Below are 11,508 nucleotides of genomic sequence, written 5' to 3'. Positions count from 1 at the left end.
CGGCCCCGAAGCGGATCGGCTGTCCGTGTTCCAGCCGGATCAGTGCCTCCTCGGCCTGCTGGCGGTCCTTGAGGGCGTCGAAGGCGCCGTCGTTGAAGATGTTGCAGTTCTGGTAGATCTCCACCAGTGCGGTGCCCGGGTGTTCGGCGGCGGCGCGCAGGACCTCGGTGAGGTGCTTGCGGTCGGAGTCGATGGTCCGGGCCACGAAGGACGCCTCCGCGCCGATCGCCAGCGAGACGGGGTTGAACGGCGCGTCCAGGGAGCCCATCGGGGTCGACTTGGTGACCTTGCCGACCTCGGAGGTGGGCGAGTACTGGCCCTTGGTCAGACCGTAGATCCGGTTGTTGAACAGCAGGATCTTCAGGTTGACGTTGCGGCGCAGGGCGTGGATGAGGTGGTTGCCGCCGATGGACAGGGCGTCGCCGTCGCCGGTGACGACCCATACGCTGAGGTCGCGTCTGCTGGTGGCGAGGCCGGTGGCGATGGCCGGGGCGCGGCCGTGGATGGAGTGCATCCCGTAGGTGTTCATGTAGTACGGGAAGCGGGAGGAGCAGCCGATGCCGGAGACGAAGACGATGTTCTCCCTGGCCAGCCCGAGTTCCGGCATGAAGCCCTGGACGGCGGCGAGGATCGCGTAGTCGCCGCAGCCCGGGCACCAGCGCACTTCCTGGTCCGACTTGAAGTCCTTCATCGACTGCCTGGCCTCGGCTTTGGGCACCAGCTGGAGCAGTCCGTTGCCGGTGTCAGTCATCGATGGCCTCCTTCAGCGCGGTGGCGAGCTGCTCCGCCTTGAACGGCATGCCGTTGACCTGGTTGTACGAGTGGGCGTCGACCAGGTACTTCGCCCGGATCAAAGTGGCCAGCTGGCCGAGGTTCATCTCGGGGACCACGACCTTCTCGTACCGCGCGAGGACCTCGCCGAGATTGCGGGGGAAGGGGTTGAGGTGGCGCAGATGGGCCTGCGCGATCACGTCGCCGGCCCCGCGCAGCCGCCGTACGGCCGCGGTGATCGGGCCGTATGTGGAACCCCAGCCGAGCACCAGAGTGGCGGCGCCGTGCGGGTCGTCGACCTCCAGGTCAGGGACCTCGATGCCGTCGATCTTGGCCTGGCGGGTGCGGACCATGAAGTCGTGGTTGGCCGGGTCGTAGGAGATGTTGCCCGTGCCGTCCTGCTTCTCGATGCCACCGATCCGGTGCTCCAGACCAGGCGTACCCGGCACCGCCCACGGCCGGGCCAGGGTCCGGGGGTCACGTTTGTACGGCCAGAAGACCTCCGCACCATCCGGTGTGACGTGATTGGGTCCCATCGCGAACACGACGTGCAGTTCGGGCAGTTCCTCGGAGTCCGGGATCCGCCACGGCTCCGACCCGTTCGCCAGGGAGCCGTCCGACAGGAGGAACACAGGGGTGCGGTACGTCAGCGCGATCCGGGCCGCCTCCAGGGCCGCGTCGAAGCAGTCCGCCGGGGTCTTCGGCGCGACGATCGGCACCGGCGCCTCCCCGTTGCGCCCGTACATCGCCTGGAGCAGGTCCGCCTGCTCGGTCTTGGTCGGCAGACCGGTGGACGGACCGCCCCGCTGGATGTCCACCACCAGCAGCGGCAACTCCAGCGAGACCGCCAGACCGATCGTCTCCGACTTCAGCGCCACGCCGGGCCCGGACGTGGTCGTCACCGCCAGCGAACCGCCGAACGCCGCGCCCAGCGCCGCGCCGATACCCGCGATCTCGTCCTCCGCCTGGAAGGTCCGCACCCCGAAGTTCTTGTGCCTGCTCAGCTCATGCAGGATGTCCGAGGCCGGCGTGATGGGGTACGACCCCAGGAACAGCGGCAGTCCGGCCTGCCGGCCTGCGGCGATCAGACCGTAGGCCAGGGCCAGGTTCCCGGAGATGTTGCGGTAGGTGCCGGCGGGGAAGGCACGGGTCGCGGGGGCGACCTCGTAGGAGACGGCGAAGTCCTCGGTGGTCTCGCCGAAGTTCCAGCCCGCCCGGAACGCGGCCACGTTCGCCGCCGCGATCTGCGGCTTCTTCGCGAACTTCCGCCGCAGGAAGGCTTCGGTCCCTTCCGTCGGCCGGTGGTACATCCACGACAGCAGCCCGAGCGCGAACATGTTCTTGCTCCGCTCGGCCTCCTTGCGGGCCAGGCCGAACCCCTTCAGCGCCTCGATCGTCAGGGTCGTCAGGGGTACCGGATGCACCCGGTAGCCGTCCAGCGAGCCGTCCTCCAGTGGCGAGGTGGCGTAGCCGACCTTGGCCATGGCCCGTTTCGCGAACTCGTCGGTGTTCACGATGATCTCGCCGCCGTGCGGCACGTCCCCGATGTTCGCCTTCAGGGCGGCGGGGTTCATCGCGACCAGGACATTCGGCGCGTCGCCCGGGGTGAGGATGTCGTGGTCGGCGAAGTGCAGCTGGAAGGACGAGACACCGGGCAGGGTGCCTGCGGGGGCGCGGATCTCGGCCGGGAAGTTCGGCAGGGTCGACAGGTCGTTCCCGAACGACGCCGTCTGCGCCGTGAACCGGTCGCCCGTGAGCTGCATGCCGTCACCGGAGTCGCCCGCGAAGCGGATGATCACCCGGTCCAGGCGCCGGACCTCGTGTTCGGTGGTCATGAGGCATCGGTTCCCGTGGTGCTCCGCGCGGCGGCCGCGGACATGGGTGTCAGGCCGATCGCGCTGTCCCAGACCTCGGCGACGGAGCCGTCGTCGAGCTGGACGAGCCGGTGGCCGCAGGGGTGAGCACCCGGGATGTCCTGCGGCGCGGAGGCCACCAGCGCCAGCCGGACATGGGGGGCGCGGGTGAATTCCGGGCCGTCCGTGCCGACGAGGAGCAGGTTCCCGACGGTTGCCAGTTCGACGGCGTCGGGGGTGTCCAGCCGGAGCCGGGTGTCGCAGGCGATGCCGAGCGCCGTCTCGTAGAGCCGGAGCAGGGAGTCGAACATGCTGCGGCTCACCGCCTTGCGCAGGAGCAGCCGCACGCCGGGACGCCCCGTCTCCCGCAGCTGCGGGGGACACGGCTGTTCGCCCGGGTTGGGGCGGTGCTCGACGAGTTCGGCGATCGCGCCGTCGGGGAACCGCACACGGGCGCGGCTGCCCGGGAGAATCCGCTCCGGGGGTTCCAGGACGGTGGCGCCCACCTGGTTCAGACGGCTCAGGGCGCCATCGAGCGAGGGCACGATCACGGAGTAGGCCGTCTGGCGCTGGATGGCGGTGAAGGGCCGGGCGCTGGCGATCAGCAGCATGTTCCCGACCGCCGCGAGCTCCAGGCCGCCGAAGTCGGGGATCGGCATCCGCAGGTCCGCGGGGGTTGCGGTGAGTCGTTCGTAGGAGCGGATGCGGTCGTCGAGGACGGCGACATCGATGAGGGACCGGGCCAGCAGGCGCGGACCGGCCAGCAGGGCGGAGTCGGGTGTGGTGCGGAACCAGCGGCCCGGCAACGCGGCCATGGGAACAGCGGACATCGCGTCAGGGCTCCTTCACATGATGTGGCGTGGGGGCGCCCCACCAGCGCTGGACGGTGAGCCCCCAGGACGCCAACTCCTCGTGGACGAGGCGCCGTAGGGACGAGGCGTCGCCGAAGTGGTCGGGGATGCCGGTCACGGTCACGGTCAGCCGGTCGCCGGTCCGCAGCAGGCAGAGCGAGGCGCGCAGGCGGGCCCGGTCCGGCAGCACACCGGGCACGTTCATGGTGCGCACGGCGATGCCGGCGGCCTGCCGTCCGGCGAACCGGGCGATGGCGTCGGGGGTTCGGCCGAAGTTGGACGCGACGACGGTGGTCTGCTGTGCGCCGGGGTTCTTGAGCCGATGGGCCTGCCGCGCCGGGAGCAGGTGCCACAGGGGTTCCGGGACGAGGGTGGCGCTGTGTTCTCCCGTGCTGCGGAGCAGATCCTTCGTCGCCCTGCGGGTCCCCCGGAGGCTGCCGCGCCGGGCGGGGCCGCCCGGCACCGTCAGCGGCACCACGACCAGGGCGTTGGCCCGTGCGTCGTGGACGGATCGCCGCAGGCTCACCGGAATGCCGACGTCGAACGATCCGGACGGGCCGTCGGCCGCCGCCGACCGTACGAGATTGGCGGCGATCTCGATGAAGAGGCTGTTGGCCGTCCCGCCGAACCGGTCCGCCTGCCGCTGCCACAGGGCCGCGTCCGTCTCGAAGATCGCCGAGGTGAAGAAGCGCGGTTGTGCCGAGGAAGCGGGACGCGTCGGGGGCGGGGGCTGGAGCGCGGACCTGATCTGCGCGCGCCGGGCCGGGCTCGCCAGGGTCGTCGGGAGCCAGTGCGCGGCGGCCAGGCTGCCCCGGAGCGTCTGCCGCGCCAGGTCGGCGAGGTCGTCGAGCACGCGGGGAGCGGCAGGCGGGCGGTGGACCTCGTGCCCACCGGAGCCGATGGCGTCGAAGATGCCGAGCCCGTCGCAGCGGAAGTGCGGCACCGTCAGGGAGACGAGGGTGCCTGCGCCGTACGGGGCCGCGGCCAGCCGCCACAGGGCGGCGTCCCCGGGTCCCAGGGGTGCCTTGACCTGGGTGTCGATCCAGTCGGTCAGGGTGGCGTCGGTCAGCGGCGTCGACGTGGTGCACAGGGCTTCCGCGTTGCCGGCGCGCACCCAGCTGCGCCGTGCGCCGGGCACCCGCGCGGGCTGGGCCCGGCGGCTCAGACGGCCCTGGTCGAGGCTCTCCCAGGCGGCTTGCAGAGCGGAGCCGGGCACCGGGTCCGCGAAGGTCCACAGCACCTGGACGACACGGGTGGAGCCCAGCGTGTCGGCGGTGCGGTGGAGCATCTCGTCGGTGGGGTTCAGGCGCACGGTGGCCGTCATCGGGCAGCCTCTTCCTGAAGGCGCGCGGCGGCGAGCTCGCCGATCGCGGGGGCCAGTTTGAATCCGCCGCCGTTCCAGCCGGTCGCGGTGACCAGGCCGTCGAGTCCGGTCCGGGCGCAGACCTCGCCGTCGCCCTCCGGTGCCATCGCGTCGTACGCGGTGACACCGCCCGCGGCCGGGGCGGTGGCCAGTTGCGGGTAGCGGTGGCGGACCACCGCGCGGACGCGCTCCTGCTCCTCGGGTGACACGTCCGGCCGTACGGTCTCGGGGACGTCGGTCTTTTGCGACGAGACCCCCGCCAGCACCAGCGCGTCCGAACCCCATGGACGCAGCCAGGCGCCCGTGGTGCGGTCCACGAGGGTGGGAAGCGAGCCGAGGCCGGCGGGTTCGGCCACCCGGAACAGGCAGTAGCTCACGGCTCGGGTGCGCAGGGGCAGGTGGACACCGGCGGTCTCGGCCAGGGCGGTGCTGCCCGCGCCCGCGGCCAGCAGGACGGCCCGGGCGGACACGGGTCCCACGGTGGTGCGGACGCCGGTCGCGCGGGAGCCGGAGGTGAGCAGATGGGTGGCGCGGGCCCGGATCAGCAGGAGCCGGGGGCCCGCGTCGCGCGCCATGGCGTGGGCCATCGGTCCGACCGGGAGCCAGCCCGCGTTCGGTTCGTGGACCGCGGCCAGCTCGTCGGGCACGTTCAGGGCCGGGAAGCGGGTGGAGAGGTCCGCCGCGGTCAGGATCTCCGCCTTGTGGCCGCTCGCGTCGAGGTCCGCGACCGCAGCGGCGGCCCGGGGGAGATCGCTGTGCGCGACGAGACTCAGGCTGCCCTGGCGGCACACCGCGGGCCAGGTCCCCCGGTGGCCCCGCCGGAGATAGCGGTCGAGCCCGTCGGCGGCGCGCCGCCGACGGGCGGGGGACAGGTCGAAGGCGCGGACCAGCCCGCCGGAGGCGCCCGTGGCGCCTCCGGCGATGCCTGCCATGTCGATGACGGCGACGGTGAGACCGCGGGCGGTCAGCCGTTCGGCTGTGGCCAGCCCGATGATCCCGCCGCCGACGACGGCGACGTCGGCGGTGATGGCGGACCGGGTCACGGCGCGGTCCCGGCGGCCAGCAGCTCCTCGCGCCCGCGGGTGTCGTGCCGCAGGATCGAGTCCACGATGTCGGTCGCCCGTACGGAGAGCATGGCCAGTGCGCCGGCGTCACCCATGCCGTGGCTCGCCTCGCAGAGCCCGTTGAGGTAGACCTTGAGCGGCCGCGAGGTACCGGCCTCGGTCTTCAGCTCGATCGAGTAGTCCCGCGCGACCACGGGGGTGCCGTCCTCGTCGAGCGGAAGACGGTGGGCGATGCCTTCCAGGAGCGGGTGGTACGGCTCGTCGCCGGGCTCGCCGCCGAAGTCCCGGAAGCCGGTGGCCAGGATGACGACGTCGGTGTCGAGGATCTCCTCGGTGAGGTGGTTGATGTCGCGCAGGACCATGCGGTGCCCCTGGCCGTGCGGCCTGCTGATGACGGCTTCGCGGAAGGGCTTCATCACGAGCCGGTCGGAACCCGTGAGGTCGTACTCGCGCTGCACGCCGACCAGTCGGTCGATGACGTCCTGGTCGCAGGCCGCGTAGTTGATGGACCGCAGCTCGTTGCGCAGCCGGCGCTTCTTGGCGCTGGGCAGCGAGTGGAAGTAGTCCACGAACTCGGGCAGGAACACCTGCCGGCTGTAGGGGCTGGTGTCCTTGAGCCGGAACCCGATGCTGCGGTGGACGGCCGTCACCTGCCGCACGTTCGGGCGGCCGAGCAGATCGAGGATGATCTCGATCGCGCTCTGGCTGGCCCCGACGACCGCGACCCGGATCGGCTTGTCCTTGAAGTGCTCCATGGAGGTGAGGTAGCGGGTGGAGTGGAAGACGCTCTCCCCCAGACCCTTCTGGAACACGTAGGGGATACGGGGGGACCGGCCGGTGCCCACGGAGACGCTCCGGGCGAGGTAGCGGCCGCCGTCGTCGGTCTCGACGCAGAACAGCTCGCTTCCGTCGTCGCCCTCGACGAGCGAGAGGTGCGCGGCCGACCGGCCGTAGTCCACCTGGTCGCGGAAGGCCTCGGCGACCCAGGCGAGGTAGCTCGAATACTCCCTGCGCAGCGGGAACTTGGCGTTGAGGTGCAGATAGCCCGTCAAGTCCCCTTGTGCGGCGAGGTACTTGACGAAGGTGTGCGGGCTGTCCGGGTTGCGTTGCATGGCCAGGTCGCGGAAGGGGTTGTTCTGGATGTCGGCGCCCGGCAGGAGTTGTTCTTGCTGCCACTGGAACCCGGCGGACCGCTCGATGAAGTGGGCCAGGCCGGCGCGGCCGCGCTCTTCGAGCGCGACCGCAAGGGAGAGGTTCGCGGGCCCGAACCCCACTCCCAGCACCGGGTGGATCTCATGGGTTGTCACAGTTCACGCATCCTCGACTTGTCGTGCATGCAGGAACGTTGTTTCAGAACGGGCGGGCTCAGGGTTCACGCGCCGAGAAGCGCCGTCTCGGTGATCGTGTTGGTCTCGTCGACGTGGACCACGCGGGACTTGTGGTCGGCGACCTCGTCCGGGGTCAGCTGTGCGTAGCTGATGATGATGACCTTGTCGCCGGTCTCCACGAGGCGGGCGGCGGCACCGTTGACGATGACCTGGTGGGCGGCCGGCTCGCCGAGGATGGTGTACGTCTCGAATCGGGCGCCGTTGTTGATGTTGACGACGTGCACCAGCTCGTGGACGCCGATACCGGCGGCGTCGAGCAGTTCCGGCGAGATGGTGATGGACCCGACGTAGTTCAGGTTGCTGTCGGTGACGGTGGCGCGGTGGATCTTCGCGTTCATGAAGGTGCGCAGCATGGTGGGTCTCCTCGGAAGGCAATCGGTTTCGTCGTACGGAAGTGGCGCGCGGGGCGGCTCACCCGCGGATCACGGGGCAGCGGCGGGCGGGGCGGCCGGGACGGTCAGGCCGCGGAAGGAGTTCTCCGGTGTGACGGCGAGGTCGGCGAGCAGGGGTGCCTTGCCGACGGTGGAGGGGCCGGCGAAGGCGGCGGAGATGTGCTCGGCGAGGTCCGGGGTGACCGGCCAGGCCAGGGTGCGCAGGGCCCACAGGAAGCGCAGCGCGCCAGAGACGTCGCTCGCGTCGTCGAGCTGGATCCGGGCGCAGCGCAGCGCCAGCACCTCCAGGTGGAGGGCCACGGCCTCGGCCGCCCTGCGGACGCTGAAGCTCTCCAGCCGGTAGGCGTCCTCGAAGCGCCGGCGGGACGCCTCAAGGGCCGCGTCCCACCAGGGTGAGGGCGTCGTGCCGGCATGACGGCCGGTCAGGGCGCCGAGCCCCTCGGCGATCGTGGCGAGCGGGGTGTCGAAGCGTGCCGCGATCGTGTCGGCGGCGATGGGTTCGCTGAATTCCGCCCGCTGTAGTTCGGGGCTGGTCAGGGCGAGGACGAACCGCGCCCGGTCGCGGCCGACGGACTCCAGGTAGTCGCGCGCCCAGCGCACGTCCCCCTTGCTGGTGGAGAACTTGCGTCCCTCCAGCATGTAGTACTGGTTGGTGAGCGTGCGCGTCCTGGGCAGGTGCACCGGCATGCCGTGCCGTGCCGCGAGCAGCGCCAGGGTCACATAGACGAAGGCGTTGTAGAAGCCGTTGTCGATGCCGATGAACTGGACGAGTTCGTCGTACTCGGCCCCGGTGTCCAGGCGGGCCTGCTGCATCCAGTAGAGGTGTCCGACGTAGATCTCCGGCCAGGCGTTGATGGCCTGCGGCTGGATGCCGGGGCCGTCCCATTCCACCGTGATGCCCCAGGTGGTGGGGTAGGTGAGCGGGATGTAGGGAAGCCGTCCGGCGAGCGTGTCGGCCACGACCTTGGCCAGGTCCGGGCGTAACTGCACATCGGTGGTCCGGTACCAGTTGGTGATCATGGACCGGTGGCGTTCGAGGTCCAGGACCCAGATGGAGACGGTGCGCCGCGGCAGGGCCGAGGCCGTGTCGGACACGGGCAGCAGGGCGCCGGGCAGGTTGTAGAGGCCGCATGCCTCGCACACGCCGGCCCTGGCGTGGGCCAGGCAGGTGGGACAGAGTCCGGTGACGAATGCCTCGGCCTTGTACTCCCCGCTGTCGGGGTCGTAGGGCAGCTCCACCTCGCGCAGGTCGAACGCGCCGTGCTCCCACAGGCGGGTGAAGAAGGAGCGGACGAAGGCGGTGTAGTCGTCGTCGGGCCGTTCGAACAGGTCGACGTCGACTCCGGCCAGCTCCAGCGACTTCGTCACGCTGTCCAGAGCGTCCTGGATGAGCGCCTCCGGCGTGACACCGAGCCGTTCCGCGGTGGTGACGACATAGGTCTGGTTGTCGTCGGTGCTGGTGGCGAAGGCGACGTCGTGCCCGAGGACCTTCTGGGACCGGGCGCATATGTCACTGTTGAGGACCGGTCCGGCGAGATGGCCCAGGTGCAGGTCCCCGTTGGGAGTGGGGGGCGAGAACGTGACGTTCACACGGCGCGGGGCGGGCGTGTCGGCGCCCGGGGAGTCGGCCATCACGCGTCCTCACCGTGTCCGGCGGGCTGCAACCAGTAGATGCTCACGAACGTCAGCGGGTCGGCCTCGCTGGTGTTCGTGACCTCGTGGTCGGTGCCGTGCGGGATGTAGACGACGTCACCCGGGGTGATCGGGCGCTCCTCGGTACCGACGCGCAGGTGACCCTGCCCGCTGATGAAGATGAAGGTCTCATCGGTGGCGTGGCCGTGGGGCGTGCTGGACTCGGTCGGCCGGATCGAGCACAGGGTGCTGTTCCACGGCGGCGCGACGACCCCGTCCCAGGGGTAGAGCTCGCGGATGTCGCAGCCGTTCTTCCGGATCAGGGTGTCGTCGGCTTCGGTCTTCACATGCACGGTGGAAGTCCCTTCGATGGATGCGTGGGGGCCGGCGCGGGCTAGCCGAGGGCGAGCAGGCGCTGGATGGTGCCGGGGTGGAAGGATTCGTCGGGGACGCCGAACGCCCCCTGGAACGTGGCGAGTCGGGAGCCGGCCAGCACCGGATCGGTGGGCCACGCCTTGGCGTAGGCCTTGCGGCGGGCGGCGCCTTCGGGGGTGAAGGTCATGTTCATCGCGGTCCGGACCGCGCCCGAGACACGCAGACGACGCATCCGCTCCTCGCGTTCGTCCACATACGGCTTGAGGATCTGCGGGGACCATGCGCTGCTGGAGCGCAGCGCCTCCCACACCAGGCGCGCGTCCCGGAGCGCGATGGACAGACCCTGGCCGACCACGGGATCGGTCCAGCCGGCCGCGTCGCCGATCAGTACCGCGCCGGGGACGACGGGGCCGTCCGTCCAGGCGTCGTTCATCGGATAGAAGGCGCAGGACTCCGACGGGGTGGCCGTGGCGAACATCTCGCGGTGCGGGATGCAGTCGAGCTGGAAGGCCCTGAGGAAGTCGGCCTGGCGGGTCGGGCCGGCGAAACGGCCCTTCTGCGCGACATCGTGCAGCAGATACAGCCGGGCCTTGGCGCCCGCGCGCGGGAAGACGAAGTAGAGCAGATCCTTCTCGGTACCGATCGAGGTGACGTTGGCGGGCCACTCGTGGAGGTCTTCCACGAGCATGCCGCCGCCCAGCGAGTTCGGCGGGGTCTGGGTCAGGGAGATGCCGAGTTGGCGCCGCACCGTGGAGGTGCGTCCGTCCGCTCCCACGACGAGCCGGCAGGGGACCTCGTACTCGATGTCGTTGTACTCGTAGCGCACGCTCGGGTGCGGCCCGCCGGTCACCGTGACATCGCCGATTCCCCGTACGACCGTGGCCCCGGCCTCGGCGGCGGCGGAGGCGAGCGCCTCACATGCCTCGGGGTGGCCGACGTCGAGCACGCCGCGGATGCCGGGAAGCATCTCGTCCAGGTGGAGGGCGTTGGCCCGGGCGGTCTCGGGGTCGACGATCTCGTCGAATCCGATGAAGCGGTCGATGTAGGTGCCTCCGGCGTCGAGCAACTGCCGCTCCAGGCCGAGCCGGAGAAGTTCGACCACGCCCCAGCAGTTGATGACCTCGCCGCGCACCTTGTCCCGGTAGACGGTCTGGCGCTCCAGGAGCAGTACGTCGTAGCCGTCCCCCGCGAGCGCCGCTGCCAGCGCGGATCCGGCTATACCTCCCCCGATCACCACTGCGTCCCTACGCTCAGCTGTCGCCATGAAGCCCTCCACAGAAGCCTTTTCAAGGCATTGCCGTATGGACCGCCCGGGAAATGGGCAGCCGGAATTCTGAGCTGGTCGAATCGTTAGAGTTGCCGCAGGCCGTAAATGCGGCAGGGCGAGACAGGGAACTGCTCCAGAAATTCCCGGGCCCCCGCCCGGACGAGCGGGGCGCGGTTGCCGGCAGGCCTAGGTGGCGGGCGCCATCCGACGGTGGCCATGAGCGGAACCCGGCCGCTCCAACTCTCTGTGCGGAAGCCGCCGATCACTGCCGGGAGGATCTTGGGGCCCCATAGCGATCGCGGCCGCCCGCGCGGAGATCACACCGGCCAGTTCCGTCTCCACCACAGGTCCGCCCCTTGGATGTGTGTCCGTTGCGCATTCCACGATCCGGGTCCGCGCCGGGGGCGGCAATGCCGACTCGCGAAAATCGTGACCCGATTCGCGCAAAGATGCGAATGACACCACTGCGGGAAACGGGCGGGCGGGCCCGGTCGATTTTCTGATCACCGAGCCCTTTCGGGGCGGTCGGCGGCCGAGTGACGGCGTCGGGGC

At 70.6% G+C, this 11,508-nt stretch carries 10 protein-coding genes; all 10 read right to left on the bottom strand.

Going from position 1 to position 11,508, the window contains the following annotated elements:
• On the bottom strand, window positions 1–751 hold a 751-nt coding region (locus tag CCN72_RS08420; RefSeq protein WP_086806963.1), incomplete at its 3' end, for a 2-oxoacid:ferredoxin oxidoreductase subunit beta.
• Window positions 744–2,606 carry a 2-oxoacid:acceptor oxidoreductase subunit alpha gene (locus tag CCN72_RS08415; protein WP_086806962.1) on the bottom strand — a complete coding sequence of 621 codons (1,863 nt, stop codon included), beginning with the start codon at window positions 2,604–2,606 and terminating at the stop codon, window positions 744–746. The genes CCN72_RS08415 and CCN72_RS08420, both read right to left, overlap by 8 nt.
• On the bottom strand, window positions 2,603–3,454 hold the full coding sequence (locus tag CCN72_RS08410; protein WP_086806961.1) for a VOC family protein: 852 nt from the start codon (window positions 3,452–3,454) through the stop codon (window positions 2,603–2,605). Before CCN72_RS08410 ends, CCN72_RS08415 begins: the two co-directional genes overlap by 4 nt.
• A 4-nt stretch (window positions 3,455–3,458) precedes the next feature.
• A complete protein-coding gene (locus CCN72_RS08405) occupies window positions 3,459–4,799 on the bottom strand; it encodes a hypothetical protein (protein WP_086806960.1) in 1,341 nt (446 codons plus the stop codon).
• Window positions 4,796–5,881, bottom strand: coding sequence for an NAD(P)/FAD-dependent oxidoreductase (locus CCN72_RS08400; RefSeq protein ID WP_086806959.1), 1,086 nt, complete (start codon window positions 5,879–5,881; stop codon window positions 4,796–4,798). Before CCN72_RS08400 ends, CCN72_RS08405 begins: the two co-directional genes overlap by 4 nt.
• Entirely contained in the window at window positions 5,878–7,209 is a 1,332-nt protein-coding gene (locus tag CCN72_RS08395; RefSeq protein WP_086806958.1) for a SidA/IucD/PvdA family monooxygenase, read from the bottom strand. The genes CCN72_RS08400 and CCN72_RS08395 overlap by 4 nt, the downstream gene beginning before the upstream one ends.
• 65 nt (window positions 7,210–7,274) lie before the next feature.
• Window positions 7,275–7,643: an aspartate 1-decarboxylase gene (panD, locus tag CCN72_RS08390; protein WP_085565868.1), complete on the bottom strand. Its 369-nt coding sequence runs from the start codon at window positions 7,641–7,643 to the stop codon at window positions 7,275–7,277.
• A gap of 69 nt (window positions 7,644–7,712) precedes the next feature.
• Window positions 7,713–9,314 carry a class I tRNA ligase family protein gene (locus CCN72_RS08385; RefSeq protein WP_086806957.1) on the bottom strand — a complete coding sequence of 534 codons (1,602 nt, stop codon included), beginning with the start codon at window positions 9,312–9,314 and terminating at the stop codon, window positions 7,713–7,715.
• On the bottom strand, window positions 9,314–9,667 hold the full coding sequence (locus CCN72_RS08380; protein ID WP_037663089.1) for a cupin domain-containing protein: 354 nt from the start codon (window positions 9,665–9,667) through the stop codon (window positions 9,314–9,316). Before CCN72_RS08380 ends, CCN72_RS08385 begins: the two co-directional genes overlap by 1 nt.
• Before the next feature lie 41 nt (window positions 9,668–9,708).
• A complete protein-coding gene (locus tag CCN72_RS08375; protein WP_086806964.1) occupies window positions 9,709–10,953 on the bottom strand; it encodes an FAD-dependent oxidoreductase in 1,245 nt (414 codons plus the stop codon).
• Between the last annotated feature and the right edge of the window lie 555 nt (window positions 10,954–11,508).

The organism is Streptomyces murinus, from assembly GCF_002154555.1.
Classification (GTDB): Bacteria; Actinomycetota; Actinomycetes; order Streptomycetales; family Streptomycetaceae; genus Streptomyces; species Streptomyces murinus.
Note: the sequence above shows the minus strand (reverse complement) of the source record. Positions and strands in the feature narration are given on the sequence as shown.